At 60.2% G+C, this 15,198-nt stretch carries 10 protein-coding genes; 7 read left to right on the forward strand and 3 right to left on the reverse strand.

Annotation, left to right across the window (positions count from 1 at the left end; genetic code table 11):
* The first annotated feature begins 247 nt into the window (after nucleotides 1-247).
* Together IPM54_29295 and IPM54_29300 are read left to right on the forward strand one after the other, a co-directional pair.
* A complete protein-coding gene (locus IPM54_29295) occupies nucleotides 248-1,453 on the forward strand; it encodes a zinc ribbon domain-containing protein (GenBank protein MBK9263886.1) in 1,206 nt (401 codons plus the stop codon).
* Nucleotides 1,450-1,881, forward strand: a complete 432-nt coding sequence (locus IPM54_29300; GenBank protein MBK9263887.1) for a DUF2752 domain-containing protein — start codon at nucleotides 1,450-1,452, stop codon at nucleotides 1,879-1,881. The genes IPM54_29295 and IPM54_29300 overlap by 4 nt, the downstream gene beginning before the upstream one ends.
* A gap of 30 nt (nucleotides 1,882-1,911) precedes the next feature.
* Here IPM54_29300 and IPM54_29305 read toward each other — a convergent pair whose 3' ends face one another.
* The 3 genes from IPM54_29305 to IPM54_29315 all read right to left on the reverse strand — a co-directional run bounded on the left by IPM54_29305 (nucleotide 1,912) and on the right by IPM54_29315 (nucleotide 3,812).
* Nucleotides 1,912-2,481, reverse strand: a complete 570-nt coding sequence (locus IPM54_29305) for a hemerythrin domain-containing protein (protein ID MBK9263888.1) — start codon at nucleotides 2,479-2,481, stop codon at nucleotides 1,912-1,914.
* Between the two features lie 101 nt (nucleotides 2,482-2,582).
* On the reverse strand, nucleotides 2,583-3,521 hold the full coding sequence (locus IPM54_29310) for a serine/threonine protein kinase (GenBank protein MBK9263889.1): 939 nt from the start codon (nucleotides 3,519-3,521) through the stop codon (nucleotides 2,583-2,585).
* Between the two features lie 57 nt (nucleotides 3,522-3,578).
* On the reverse strand, nucleotides 3,579-3,812 hold the full coding sequence (locus IPM54_29315; protein MBK9263890.1) for a hypothetical protein: 234 nt from the start codon (nucleotides 3,810-3,812) through the stop codon (nucleotides 3,579-3,581).
* A gap of 182 nt (nucleotides 3,813-3,994) precedes the next feature.
* On the opposite strand from IPM54_29315, the gene tssI (IPM54_29320) reads away from it, so the two are divergent.
* From tssI (IPM54_29320) to IPM54_29340, 5 genes are read left to right on the forward strand one after another with little or no spacing between them, the layout of a single operon-like run.
* Nucleotides 3,995-6,442: a type VI secretion system tip protein VgrG gene (gene tssI, locus IPM54_29320; protein ID MBK9263891.1), complete on the forward strand. Its 2,448-nt coding sequence runs from the start codon at nucleotides 3,995-3,997 to the stop codon at nucleotides 6,440-6,442.
* A gap of 32 nt (nucleotides 6,443-6,474) precedes the next feature.
* Nucleotides 6,475-8,925 carry a type VI secretion system tip protein VgrG gene (gene tssI / locus IPM54_29325; protein MBK9263892.1) on the forward strand — a complete coding sequence of 817 codons (2,451 nt, stop codon included), beginning with the start codon at nucleotides 6,475-6,477 and terminating at the stop codon, nucleotides 8,923-8,925.
* Nucleotides 8,926-8,945: 20 nt separating this feature from the next.
* Nucleotides 8,946-11,399, forward strand: coding sequence for a type VI secretion system tip protein VgrG (gene tssI / locus IPM54_29330; protein MBK9263893.1), 2,454 nt, complete (start codon nucleotides 8,946-8,948; stop codon nucleotides 11,397-11,399).
* 28 nt (nucleotides 11,400-11,427) lie between these two features.
* Nucleotides 11,428-14,139, forward strand: a complete 2,712-nt coding sequence (locus tag IPM54_29335) for a DUF2169 domain-containing protein (GenBank protein MBK9263894.1) — start codon at nucleotides 11,428-11,430, stop codon at nucleotides 14,137-14,139.
* 2 nt (nucleotides 14,140-14,141) lie between these two features.
* Complete coding sequence (locus tag IPM54_29340; GenBank protein ID MBK9263895.1) at nucleotides 14,142-15,191, forward strand: pentapeptide repeat-containing protein; 1,050 nt, start codon at nucleotides 14,142-14,144, stop codon at nucleotides 15,189-15,191.
* The last annotated feature ends 7 nt before the right edge of the window (nucleotides 15,192-15,198 follow it).

Consider the following 15,198-nt stretch of genomic DNA (forward strand, 5'->3'; position numbering starts at 1 on the left):
TGCAGGCCGGCGCACGCTAATGACCGACCCCCATCGATGTCAAGGCGCGGCTCGCCCTGGACGTGTTTTTCTGCTCTTGCGACGTTTCCACACCGCCATCTGGGCGGCGTGAAATCCAGCAAACTGACGCACTGCGCCCGCAGCTCGTGCGTTCTTCTTGGAACCTTGCGGGACTTCCTTTACGCTCCCGGCCGCCTCGCGTGCTTCGCACCGCGATGTTCACGAAGGCTCATGGGAGGAATTGCGCGTGTTCTGTCCGAACTGTGGGACGCAAAATACCGAGCAGGCGACGACTTGCACGAAGTGTGGCTTCAACTTGAAAGGAGCCGCCGCGCCGAAGTTCAAGGGGACGATGCTGATGAGCCAGCAGCCGCCGACGGCGCCGGCATCGCCGCTGGCCCCGTTGCCTGCGCCGCCGCCGCCGCCCATGGCGGGCGCGCCACCGGCGCCACCGATGGCGGCCGCGCCGCCACCGCCCATGGCAGGTTTCGAGGGCCAAGGTCTTGCCGGAACCGTCGTCGGCGTGCCTCCCGCTGGACTTGGGCCAACCGCGGCACCGAGCCCCTTGGCTGCTCCACCGCCGCCTCCGGGATACCCGCCCGTGGGTGGCGCAGCTCCGCCGCCGTTTGAACCATCGCCCGGCCTCGGAAGCACCGTCGCGTTCGACCACGTGCCCGGCATGCCACTTCCCGGCCCCGGTGCACCGCCAGGCGCATCGCCAGGTTTGCCCTCGCCAGGCGCATTTCCTCCGCCAGGTGGTCCGCCGCCCGGTGGTGGGTTTGGCGCGGCACCTCCTGGAGGTCCTGCTGGCCAATACGGCGCTCCGCCCCCGGCAGGCGGTCCCGGTGGTGCTCCTGGCGGCTACGGTGCCCCGCCTCCGGCTGGGCAATACGGTGCACCTCCCCCAGGCGGCCAGTTCGGTGGTGCGCCTCCTGGTGGGCAATTCGGTGGCGCGCCTCCTGGTGGCCCGGGCGGACAATACGGCGCGCCTCCTCAAGGCGGGCAATACGGCGCTCCCCCGCAAGGCGGCATGATGCAGCCCTACGGCGGCGGCGGCATGGGTGCTCCGATGGGTGGACCCATGGGCGGCGGCATGATGATGGGCGGCCAAGGCGGCGGCATGCAGGGTCCTAGGGGACAAACCCGCAACCCGACCACCGCGCTGCTCGGTACGCTCTTTTGCTGCGGCATGTACCACCTCTTCGGCGGTTACGGCATGCTCAACGAGCTCAAGGAGTACACCAAGGACGAGTCGCTCCAGCCGTGGCACCTGTTCATACCGATTCTGAACCTGCTCATGATCCTGAAGCTCCCCGACATCGTTACGCGGGCGAAGCAAACGGCAGGCTCGCGCAATCCGCAATCGGCGGGCCTGGTGCTCTACCTGTTCCTCTTCCCGTTCGCGCTGGCCAAGGACCTCAATCAGGTCTGGGATCCCAGCTCGGAAGGGTGATCTCTCCTCCCACGACCTCGCCTGCTCTTCGGGCAAACTCGACCCCGTTGCGCCGCGCCGGAGGCGTTGCCCTCGTCGCGTGCGCGTTTGTCCTCGCCTTCGTTTTACGCATCCCCCTCTGCCCATTCGCCATCGTCACTCGACACCCCTGCCCCGGATGCGGTCTCACGCGCGCCGGCGTCGCGCTCCTCCAAGGACACCTCCATGACGCCATGCGCCTGCATCCTCTCGTCATCCCCATCGTCCCGATCGTCGGACTCGTCGTCCTCCAAGGCACCTACAACTACGTCCGCCACGGCCGCTGGTACACGTTCGCATTCGTTCAAAGTCGTACGATCACGATTGGCACGATCATTCTCGGCGTAGCGCTCATCGCCGTATGGATCGCGCGGTTCTTCGGCGCCTTCGGTGGCCCCGTCGCCGTCTAGTCAAGCAAGCCCGCGACAGCCGCCAGCACGTCAAAGCGAAGTCGGACGAATTTTCGCACGCACGCCACTGCGAACGATGGCGCTGGAACGTCGCGCACGCGCGCGAAGTGAACGCGCGCTCGGCCGCGTCGAGCTCACTGGCTCCATCTCGAAAAACGGTTTGTCCTCAAATAGAAATCGATGATGCGCACGTTCGAGCGCTTCGCCAAGGACGTCGAGAGCTTCATCGGTGAGCGTGCGTTTCAGCTTCGGAAACACAGCGTCTTCTTCCGCATCGGCATGCTGTGCAAAACGCTCCGAGAGGGTCGCGACGTGATCGCGGAATTGCGGATCCGACGGACTCGTCTCACCGAGCAGGCGCAGCGCAGAGAGAATGCCCGCGCGCTGCTCACCCGCCACCTCCGCACGACCATCACCGCGCAACTTGCTCGCACACGCAACATAGACGTACGCCTCTTCAATGCGCACATGCGCTTCGACGGCGCGAAGCACCGCTTCGATCGTCGCGTCGTTCTCTTCGCCAGACGCTTCCACTGCCAAACGATCGAGAAGCTCGGTCACTTCGCGATGCTGTTGCTCCAAGAGATCGAGTGCATCCATGGGCCCTCCCGTGGCTGCTCCGCCCCCATCGAGCACGGAATCGATGACATGAGCGAAAGCAGCGCAGCCGCCCTCGCGTGGCAAAGACCGGGCCGTAGCTTTCAGCGCGCGGCCATCTCGCCCGACACGGACATGCGAGCCTTCCTTCGACCTGCCCCCGCAAGCGCAGCTCGCATCTCGGCCGCATTGGCAAAACGCGCATCGGGATGCTTGGCCAACGCCCGCTCGATGAGCAAGTCGAGCGCCCGAGGTACGTTCCGGCGCTCCACACGAAGCGGAATCGGCGAACGCCTCAAGAGCGCCACCGTCATATCCACCGGCGCCTCACCTCGGAATGGGAGCTTGCCCGACAGCGCAAAGTAAAGCAGCACCGCCGCGACGAACAAATCACTACGCGTCGTGATCGCTCGACCACGCGTCATCTGCTCGGGCGACATGAACCCCATCGTCCCCACGAGCGCTCCGCGACTGTCCACCGTCACGCCATCACCCGTGTCCACACCCGGTTCGTGAGCAAACCCGAAATCGAGCAGCACCACGCGATCGCTTCCATCCGGGTTTGGTTCGACGAACACATTCTCCGGCGTCAGGTCACGATGCACGATGCCCGCCGCATGAACCGCATCCAGCCCCGCGAGCACTTGATCGACGATGTCGATCGCTCGAGCCATCGGAAGCGGTCCGTCTTGACGAACCATCGCGCCTAGCGTGCGCCCTTGGTACAGCTCCATGAGCGCATACGGACGCCCATCCGAAAGACGCCCGTGCCCAAGCACCGGTGCCACGTTCGGATGCGCTACACGTGCCGCAAACGTGATCTCACGCCAGAACCGCCCCACCGTCCCCGCATCCGCGGCACAGTGCGGCCGAATCGTTTTGAGCGCAAAACGTTTGCCCGAGTGAGCATCGCGCACCCGGTACACGATGCCCATACCACCCACCCCCACAACGCCCTCGAAAACCAGGCCCGAAGCATCAGGTACGGCGATCCCCTGATACTCGCTACAGGCCTCTCCTGATGATTGCGTGCGGAACTTCATGATCGGTCGCCCAGTCATTTCCGCACGCCACGGGTCGGGACGCACCCGATTTCTTCGTCATATTCGCGCTGGCAACTCCGCGTTTCGACGCTCGTTCGACCACAGCGCACGTCGCATCGACCAAGCCAACGTGACGTAACAAGAGCAGTCGCAAGTGCGACCATCCACCGTCATGAACGTGACGCTGTGATGCATCGTGGACATCACGACGAGCAATCGTTTCGTTACGAACGTACGCGTATCGAGCAACATCACGTCGTGAATCTTCGTCTCACAAAGCTCACTGGCCACGATGGTTTGTCTCGACAATCACGTCCAATGCACCGCGTTTGCGATCACCACGAGACCGACTCTCTTCAGCGCCTTCTGAAAAATTCTCGCGTGACTCGACGAAAGTGATTGCCCTTGCCGGCCATCAAGACGACGGCGATCATGCCTCGTTGGGCCCCTTCACCTGACTTTGGCGAGGGAACATGTCGGATCACGACTTCTCGCTGGCGTGCGAAGCGATCGCTGGAGCCGGCAACCCATGGCAGCACCTGCGCGTCGTGCACTTCCGCGGACGCGAAGCCATTTCGGAGCCGTTCCGCTACGACATCACGCTGCTCGCCAAAGGTTCGGCTGGTGAAATGGATCCCCGAGATCTCGTCGGCAAGCGAGCGTCGCTACGTATCGCGACGTTGTCCGTCCCGACATGGAAGATCGTGCACGGCATCGTCGAAGAAGCCGAAGACCTGTACGACGTACCCGAAGGCACGCTCGTTCGCATCGTCCTCGCGCCGCCTTGGGCGCGTGCGATGCATCGGCAAAGGTGCCGGGTTTTTCTTAATAAAACCCTGCGACGCATCATCACCAACGTCCTCGAAGGCGATCCGCTCGTCGAGCGCAGCGACGACGACGTCGAGCCCGACGATGGAGCGCCAACCTATACGCCAGCACGTGAACGTTTCACCTGGCGCGTTCACGACACCTCACGCATCGACAACGTCCGCGCGCGTCCGTTTGTCGTGCAGTACAACGAGAGCGACTTCGCGTTCGTCTCGCGACTGCTCGAGGAAGAAGGCATCGGGTACCACTTCGAACACGGCAGCGACACGTGCCTGCTCGTGCTCACCGATCACGATGGCGGCCGCGCGCGGCTCGTGCCCGACGCACCTCTTGGCGCAGCAGTCCCTGGCCGAAAAATGGACGCCGTGCGTCTGGGCGCACGACTGCGCCCAACGAAGGTCATCCTCGATGATCACGACTGGAGAAAACCGGACCTCGACATGACCACGGACGCAGGCGACGCCGCAGGCGAGCTTGCCGAGTACCACTACCCTGGGAGCTACTTCGACGCGCCTCTGCAAGGCAAACCGGTCGCTCTTGCACGCGTCGATCGTTACGGAATCGAAGCAAAGTACGGCGTCGCTTCAGGCTCGGTTCGACTGCTCTCCGCAGGCTCCGTGTTCAAGCTCCTGCACGACGTGCACGATGGCGAGTACCTCGTCACGTCCGTCGACGTGCGCGGCGAGCAGCAAGGCGTGGTCTCGCAGCCCTCCGGAGGCCAATTCGTTCCATGGACAGCGCACTTCGAGCTTGCGCGACGTGGCGCAGGATCCGCCGTCGAAGACTCGCGCTTCCGTCCCGCTCGCCTCACGTCGAAGCCACGCATCAAAGGTGTGCAAACGGCGGTCGTCACCGCGGATCCGGGTTCTGCCGGCGCCGAGATCAATGTCGGCGGTCCCGATGGAATCAACATTGGATGCGTGCGCGTGCGGTTCCGCTGGGATGGCGACGCAGCGCGCCTCGCGAGCGAGCCATCGAGCTGTTGGGTGCGCGTGAGCCAAGTGTTCGCCGGTGCTGGCCAAGGCGCGGTGTTTCATCCGCGCGTGGGCGACGAAGTGCTCGTCGACTTCGACGATGGCGATCCCGACAGGCCCGTCGTCGTCGGGCGTGTGTACAACGGAGCGAACTTGCCCGCCCGATCCGGGGCGCCGGAAAGCTCGATGAAGTCGCTGTCGACACCGGGAGGCGGGACGTACAACGAAATCATGTTCGGTGACACAGCCGGTAGCGAGCTGCTTCATTACTTCGCCGGCAAGGATCAAAAGACCGACGTCGCGAACATGCGCAGGGAATCGATCGTCGCGAATGCAACGATGATCGTGGGCGCGAACAACACCGAGATCACTGGAGGATCCCGCACGGAGAGCGTCGGAGCCAATGACACGCTCACGATTGGCGCAAACCAGGACATCATGATTGGTGGCAATTCCGCGATGCGCATGGGTGGCAATCACGAGCACACCGCGGGGGCCAACGAGGTCAACACCGTGGGCGTGTCGCAGTCGATCCTCATAGGCGGCAATGTGAGCGAAACCGTCGGTGGGACCGTCACGGAAACCTATGGAGCGTCTCGTAAAACGAATATTGGAGGCGCCATGGCTGAAAGCTTTGGCGGAATGCTCTCGGTGTCCGTCGGTGGAAATGTCGACGAAAAATGTGCATCGCATTCGCTCGACGTGAGCGCATCGCGTTTCATAGCCATTGCGGGGAACGAAACGAACACCATCGGCGGTAGCAATTCAACGGTCGTGGGATCTTTCTCGCTCGAGGCCAGTGGCGGAGCGCAAAACCTCACGGTGAGCGGCAACATCATTCGAAATGGCCCATTCCACCTCACGGCATCGGCTTATGAAGAGGACATCAAGGCCGTCAAAGCCAACGCCAAACTCACGAACATGTCGATCAGCGTCATTACACTGAGGGCCATTGGCATGACCCGCGACGTGATGGGAATTTGCAATTACAAGTTCGGCGCAAAACCGAACAAGTGGGGTTTCAAGGACGAATTCGATGGTGGCACCATCATCGTCGCGCCGGTGGGCATCTTGGCCTCGGGCGCGCACCACGCAGGTGGCGGGCCGGACATCAATTGATTGTGCGTGATTCACGAGCGTTGGGGTAACTCATGAGCAGCTACGATTTTACTTTTGCATGCGAAGGGATAGGCGGAATCGCCCAAGCATGGGATCCCCTTCGTGTCGTGCGGTTTCGCGGCACCGAAGCGCTTTCGACTCCCTATCGATACGACGTCACGCTGCTCGATGTGGCCGCCATGATTCCCGTCGGCGAGCTCATTGGCAAACGAGCGTCCCTGCGCATTGCAACGTCGTCGGTGCCCGCCTACAAGACCGTGCACGGCATCGTCACGGAAGCCGAGGAAATCAGCACATTGCCCGAGGGACGCACCTTGCGCGTGATCATCGAGCCTCCGTGGACGCGAGCGAAACACAAAAGGCATTGTCGCATTTTTTTGCAAAAATCGCTACGCCACATCGTCGAGTCGGTCTTGCAATCCGATAAACTATTAAAGAAAGCCAATTCAGAGGAGCTCGGCCCCGACCTCGGCGGAATCGATTTCACCCCCGCACTCGAAACATTTGCGTGGCGCATCGTCGATACCCAGCGCCTCGACGACGCCCGCGTATCCCCATTCGTCGTGCAATACAACGAGAGCGACTTTGCTTTCGTCTCGCGGCTGCTCGAAGCGGAAGGCATCAGTTATCACTTCGAACATGGCGCCGATACGGTATTGCTCGTCTTCAGCGATTCAGATAGCGGCAAACCTCGCTTGACGCCGGCCGTCGTCGGTACCGGCATCAATGGCCGGGAGATTCGCGGCTTCTTCACAGGCGCAAGGCTGAAACCCGCAGCCGTGACGCTTGGCGATTACAATTGGAAGCAACCCGATGTGAACATGTCGGCATCGGCGGGCTCGAAAGGCGCGGATTCATTCGAACAAGTTTACCCGGGCGGCTATCCGGACCACGCGAACCAAGGTGCGCCGCTCGCTCACGTGCTGCTCGGCAGGCACAAAACGGAAGCGCGATTTGCTCGTGGTAATGGCTGGCTGCGCGTACTCGGCGCGGGCAGCATCTTCGAGCTCGAGCACAAGACTGCGCGATTCGAAGGTGAATACCTCGTCACGTCGCTCGACGTGCAAGCTGAACAAGCAGGCGTGCTCCAAAGTAACCCTGCTGGCTCCATCGAACCATTTGCGGCGAGCTTCGTATGCGCCCGTCGCGGCAGCGGAAAAGCCGTGGAGGACAGCGGATTTCGACCGGCGCATTCGACACCGCGTCCCCAAATCGTTGGATCTCAAACGGCCATCGTCACGGCTGAACCATCCGCATCGGGAGCCGAAATCAACGTCGGTGGGCCTGCGGGCACGGACATTGGTTGCGTGCGGCTCAGGTTTCACTGGGATACGGATTCGGCGCGACTTGCGAAAGAGCCTTCGAGCTGTTGGGTGCGCGTCAATGAACCATTTGCGGGCAGCGGAATGGGTGGCGTTTGGCATCCACGCGTGGGCACCGAGGTCATCGTCGAATTCGAGGACGGCAATCCCGATAGGCCCGTCGTCGTCGGACGCGTCTACAATGGCATTCATCGTCCCTACCACGGCGGAGCGCCCAACATCAGCACGCTGAAATCGAATGCGAGCCCCGGTGGAGCCGTACACAATGAAATCACCTTCGACGATACCGCCGGCGGCGAGCTCATTTATACGAACGCCGGCAAGGACATGGAAACCGACGTCGGCAACGATCGCGTCGAGACCGTAGCAGCAAATGCATTCATGAAGGTCGGCGGCAACGACACGGAGACGATTGGCGCCAATTGCAGCGTGACCATTGGTGTCAATGAAATGGTCACCGTCGGTGGAAATGACACGGCAACGATCGCAGGCAACGTGTCGACCGCCATCGGCGCGAACAGCATGACGATGATTGGCGGCAACGAAGCGCACGTCGTGGGCGCGAATCAATCGATCATCATTGGTGCGAATCACACCGAGGTCGTCGGTGGCAATTTGTCCGAGAAAATCGGCGGTACGCTCACGACGACCGTCGCTGCGGCTGAAAGCCAATCCATTGGTGCGGACCGATCGACGACCATTGCGGGAGCGCACACGCAATCATTTGGCGCCACGCACGTGAAAATCGTCGATGGCAACCGAAGCCTGGAATGCGCCGATCTCACGACGGACATCGGCGGATCGTCGATCCGGCTCGTGGGTGGTTCGATCACCACGACCGTCGGGGGCGAGCACACCATGAACACCGGTGCCGGTGCCATTTTCCTGGCCCCCAAATACAGCGCGCTCGATTCCAATCGCAGCGACGTCGACACGACCAAAATCAAAATCACAGGACTCACGCTCACGATTGGCGGAATTCAACTCGGCGCTTCGGGATCCATGTCCGTCACCGCCGCCGTCAATGCCAATCTCGGGGGACTCAGCTTGGAGTTTTACGGCGCCAAACTACACGTCTACGGCCTTCTCACCGGGTGCAATGGAGGCGACGTGCAAAACAATGGCATCAAGACTCGGGCTGGATTCAACATTTATCTTTGACGCTTGATCGAGGGCAAGCCATGAACGGCAATGATTTTCAATTCGCAGTGGAAGGCATGACCTCCGTCGAGGGGCCGTGGAAATACCTTCGAGTCGTCCGCGCCTCGGGCGAAGAAGCGATGAGCCGGCTGTTTCGTTATGAAGTCATTGCTTTGCTGAAGGGCGATGATGCCGACCCACAGGATTTCGTCGGCAAACGCGCGAGCTTGCGAATTGCGACGCTTTCGGAGCCGGCCTATCGGCTCGTGCACGGCGTCGTCACCGAAGCCGAAGATGCCGGTCTCGACGCCCAAGGCCCCATTTACCGAATCGTCGTCGAACCACCTCTGGTCCGCGCACGTTATCGCAAGCGTTACCGCATTTTCCTCGACAAAACGTTGCGACGGATCATCGAAACGGTGTTGCAAGCCGATGCTGGTATGGCGCTCGTTTCCGGCTCCCAGCTCGAACCGCCCACGAGCGGACCGACGTATCAACCGGCTGCGGAACGTTTTACGTGGCGCATTTCATCGAGCGCGCGCCTGGACGACCCGAAAGCCCGCCCGTACGTCGTCCAATACGGCGAAAGCGACCTCGATTTCGTTTCGCGACTTCTCGAAGAAGAGGGCATCAGCTACCATTTCGAGCACAATGACGACGCAAGTTTGCTCGTCCTGTCGGACAAGGACTTTGGCCGGCCTCGCGTGCCGTTCGATGATACGTTCGGCCCAGGCAAAGCCGGTCGAGCCATTGGGCAATTCCGCGTTGGAGGAAGGCTGCGCGCATCGAGCGTGCAATTGGGCGAATACAATTGGGAAAAACCTGCCGCCGACATGAGCGCGAAAGCGAATGCCAAGGCGGGCAGCGATTTGTCCGAGTATTCGTATCCAGGCGGGTACCTCGAGAGCGCGGAGCTCGGCAAGCCACTCGCATTCGTCAAAGTCGAAGCGCTGCACACCGAAGCATCGTTTGCCCACGGACAAGGCACGACGCGGGTATTGGCTCCGGGCGCCATTTTCACGCTCGAACACCCGAAAGCGCGTTACGACGGCGAATACCTCGTAACGGGTACGCTCGTACGGGCCTATCAACATGGCGTTCTGTCCGTGGATCCGCCGGATGCGCCGGCCGAGCCTTATCACGTGCAACTGCAATGCGCATGTCGCGGGCGCGGCAAGGACGTTTCCGAAAGCCTATTTCGCCCGCCTCGATCGACGCCGAAGCCGCGCATTTTCGGGACTCAAACCGCGTTCGTCACCGCGGAACCCGGCGCCGCCGGAGAAATCAACATTGGCGGTCCAGGCTCGATTGGTTGCGTTCGCGTCGCTTTCCATTGGGATACGGAGAAATCACGCCTCGCCAAAGAACCGTCGAGCAAGTGGGTTCGCGTGAGTGAGCCATTTGCACGCGGCGGTCAAGGCGGAATCTGGCATCCACGCATCGGCACCGAGGTCATTGTCGAATTCGAGGAAGGTGATCCGGATAGGCCCGTCGTAACGGGTCGCGTCTACAATGGCAAAAATCGTCCGGCGCAAACGGCGCCCACGCATAGCACGATGTGGTCTCTTTCGACACCGGGCGGCGGCGTTCGTAATGAAATCAGTTTCGAGGACACCGCCGGCAGTGAGCGAATTTACACGAATGCCGGCAAGAACATGACGGCGGACGTCGGCAACAATCGCACCGAAAACGTGGGTGCAAACGCATTCATGACCGTCGGGAGCAACGACACGGAGCTCATTGGAGCAAACCAAACCATTCAAATCGGCGGAAACGACACGCTCGACGTCGGCGCCAATCAAACCGAAACCATCGGCGCCAACCAATCTCGCGTCATTGGCGGCAGTCGCACGATGATGATCGGTGGCAACGAAACGCGAAAAAACGGCGCAAATCACGCAAACGTCGTCGGCGCAGCGCTCAATGAGGGCATCGGGGGAAACGTTCTCGAAAACTATGGCGCAGCTCGAAGCACCAGCATCGGAGCAGCCTTTACCGAGGAAGATGGCGCGACGAGAACGCAGAGCGTTGGCGGCCTCGTCTTCCAGCAATACGGCGGCAATCACACGACGACCGTGGGGGGCAATCGCGAAATCAAAACCGGCGGAATGCAGGGTGAATTGGTTGGCGGCAGCGTCACGACGGACATTGCCGCTTCGGAGACGGTCGACATCGGCGCGACGGCCATTCACATTGCAGGCGGTCCCATCACGCACCAGGCCGCCAGCATGGACCTCAATATGCTGGCCAAAGTGCACTTGATCGGCGTCAAGCTCAATATGTTCGTCGCCGACATGGGAGCCTACGGATCATCGTCGGCATACGGCGTCCTCCGAGCAGCGGTGCGAGGTTCGACCATTGAAGCAGCCGGATTCAAAATTGAAAAAACCGGCCTCAAGCTCGACGTTTCCGGCGTAAAACGCACGACCGACGGCGCACGGCTCGCCGCGGTCGGCGTACTCATCCACCCTTCCGGAATGCACGTCAAAACCTGATGAATGCCCGAATGCTCGGAGTTTTCGCGTGAAAACGATCAAACCCATGAAGCTCGGCATTCTCACCAGAACGTTCGAGCTCGATCGTAAACATTACTTCGTTCCAACCGTCCTCGTTTTTTGCGATCTCGGACCCGAGCGTTGCCTTTTCCCCGAAGTCGAATTGTGGCAACTCGCCGCGAACGAATTGGGCAAAGAAGCCGTCATCGACGAATGCATGCCCAAAGAGCGCGGCGAGCTGCTCGTGCATGGCCGCTGCTTCACCGCAGGTCGCGTGCCGCGCACCGCGGCCTCCGCGCGCGTAAAAGTTGGCAGCATCGACAAAACTCTTTACGTGATTGGTGATCGCACCTGGCGGCGCGATGGCGTACCGGGCGAACCACAACCCTTCACCGAAATGCCCATTCATTATTCCCGTGCTTTCGGCGGCGAGGGATACCCGCAGAACCCCATCGGTGTCGGGTTTGCCAAGGCCAAGGAAAACGGCCAAGAAGTCCACCGCTTGCCGAACATCGAGTTGCCTGGCAAACTCATTCAATCAAAGTCGGACAAACCCACGCCCGCCGGTTTCGGTCCGTACGATTTGTTATGGGCACAACGCTGGCCCAAAATCGGCACGTACGACACGAAATGGGTTCGCGAACAACTCCCCGGGCTCGCCAAAGACATGGATTTATCCATTTGGAATGCAGCGCCCGAAGACCAACAGCTCACATCGGGATTTTTCGAGGGAGTCGAGGACATCCTCATCCAAAACATGCATCCCGACATTCCGCAAATCGAGGGCCGTTTGCCCGGCGTGATTGGCCGATGTTTCGTCACGCAACGAACGCCAAACGGTGAAGTCTTCTGCGAAATTCCATTGCGGCTCGACACCATTCAACTGTTTCCACATCGGCAACGATGCGCCTTGTCATTTCGAGGTTTGTGGCCCATTGCGGAGGACGATGCGGACGACATCGTTCACCTCCTCGTTGCTTGCGATGATCGCGTAGCCCCGCGGCCCATCGACCATTACCGTGCCGTGCTCGAAAAAAGGCTCGATCCCAAGCGCGAGGTTTCCGAGGCATTCCGAGATAGCGATCTCATGCCGCCCAATTTGGGCAAAGGCGTCGGTATGGGCGAGATCGACGCCATGTTCGATCTCACGCGATCGGAAAACCTGCTCCAGAAAAACCTTTCCGAACGAGCGCGAAAGGAAGCAGAACGGACACGAGCCGCCATTGTGGAAAGTGGCGGTGATCCGAATAGCATTCCGCCCTACGAGCCACCCAAACTCATCGATGGGCCCAGGTTTCAGGATCTATCGGATTTTGTTGATCAATCTCAGCGCGACCTTGCCGAAACGCAAGACAAACTCGATTCGACACAGAAGAGCATCTTGGAGGCGACGCGCAAGCGCTACGCAGCCGCGGGCGTGGATTACGATGCTGAAATCCGCAAAATGAAAAAGGAAAACGCCGGTCCGCCAAAGTTTTCCGCTGACAAAGAGCTCGAACGCCTGCGCGACATTCAAACGCTCTGCCGAAACGCAAATATCGAAAGCGCCGACCTCGACGCAGCCCTGGCGAATCCCGAAACGGAACAAAAGCTGCGCCGTGCCGAGGAAGAAGCCATTGCGGCCTATCGCATGGGCGCGCATCTCGCCGAATATCGTCCGAAGCGCATCACCGAACCTGCACGAAGCGAGCTACGCAGGCGCGTCGCAGCAGCCTATGCCGAAGGCCGGAGCTTTGCCAGAGTGGACCTGTGCGGCGCGGATTTGTCGGACATGGATCTGCGCGGAATCGACTTGACGGACGCATTCTTGGAAAATGCGACGTTGGCAAGAGCGAACTTATCAGGCGCAAACATGGCGCGCGTCGTCCTTGCCGGGGCCGATGTATCCGAGACAAACCTTGCACAAACCGATCTTTCCGACGCAAATCTCGGCGAGGCAAACCTGCGCAGCGCCATGCTCGACGACACCAATCTTCGCGGAGCGATTCTCACCAAGGCCGACTTCACGGGTGCGTCGCTGCGAAACGTGACGTTCGAAATGGCCAATTTGTCGAACGTCGTTCTCGATGGGGCAACGCTCACCAAAACACGCTTCGACAAGTGCATTCTTTCGGGCAATCAGCTTCGAGGCTGTGATTTACGCGAAAGCACCTTCATTCACTCCATGTTCGTCGATGTGGATTTTCGGTCGGCGAATTTTGCCAATGCCATCGCCGAACACGCATCGTTTGTTCGGTGCATCATGGATGGCGCGTCTTTTTTGCAGGCAAACCTTCGCGGTATGCGGCTCGCGCCTCCTTGTTCATTCGTTGGAGCGAATTTCCGCGGCGCAGCGCTCGACGCAGCAACACTCCGCGAATGCGATTTCAGCCTCGCCGATTTCAGCGGCGCAACGCTCAATTCGTCCGACCTCACCAAAGCCATTCTCCGCGAATCGAACCTTTATCGTGTCATCGCGAAAAATGCGCTGTTCTTGCGAGCTGATCTAACGGGCGCGCAGCTCGTCGCCGCCAACTTGGAAGGTGCCTGCTTCATGAAAGCCAAGCTCCCTCGAGCCGATTTCAAAGGGGCCAATCTTTTCCGAGCGGACATGCTGCGCGCCATGGGTGACGACAAGACGAGCTTTCATGATGCCAACGTCAAACAAATTCGCGTTTCGCCGAAAGATGCGGCATCCTCGCCGAATACCGTAGACCCCAGCGCGCGCCTGCGTGCCGCCAAACCGCCCGCAGGAGCATGAACGTGGACAAAACCGAGCTCGAGCTGGCCATCAAAAGCGGTGAAATCATCACCGAAGTCGATCTTTCGGGTGGCGACTATTCGGGTACCGATCTCTCCGGCGCAATCTTTGAAAAAGTATCCTTCCGAGGCGCAAACCTCGAGCGGTGCCTCTTCAAAGAAAGCATGCTCAGCGAATGCGACTTCGAAGACGTGCGAATGAGCGATGCGAACCTTCGTCACGCCGCCGTCCATCGATCGAATTTTCGCAAAGCGGATGTTCGCCGCAGCTACATGGGCGTCGCCAAATTCTATCAATCCGACTTGACGGAGGCGAATCTCACGGGCTCGGATCTCGTCATTGGTGGTTTGGCCGAATGTAACCTCACTCGAACGGACCTCTCCGAAACGAACCTCGATCGGGCAGCCATCGTCGATTCCACGGTCACGGGCATTCGATTCGCACGTGCTCGGCTGAAACAAACGACGCTTTACAAGGCGGATTTGTCCGAGGCTGACTTCACCGACGCACGATTCGAAAATACACTTTTCATCATGTCGAAGCTTCGGGGCAAAAGTTTTGCCGGAATGGATTTGACGCTATCGCAATTCATCGATGGGGACCTCGAAGGCACATCGTTCGAGGGCGCGATCGTCAGGCAATGCAACTTCATGCGAGCGAACCTCGAAGGCGCATGTTTTGACAAGGCCGACGGTTTGCAGGCCATTTTCGTGGAAGCCAAACTTTCTCGCGCCAGTTTCAAGAAAGCCGTGCTCACGCGAAGCCTTTTCGTCGATGCTCGGCTCGACCTCGCCGACTTTTCGGAATCCACCATCAACGAAGCCATCTTTCATCGAGCCCAATGCGAAGCCGCCAAGTTCGTGGGATGCGATTTGACGTATGCAGATTTCACGCATGCCGACGTATCGGCAGCGGATTTCTCGAATGCCAAGGTGTTTCGGACGCGTTTCCACCGCGTCAAAGACAAAGATACCCTGTGGTGCAGTAGGCTCGCTGCACTCGGGGACGAACCGGATGTTGCCGAATCGGAAGATTGGAATCCACCTTATTGATTGGGCC

The sequence above is a fragment of the Polyangiaceae bacterium genome (assembly GCA_016715885.1).
Lineage (GTDB): Bacteria > Myxococcota_A > Polyangia > Polyangiales > Polyangiaceae > Polyangium.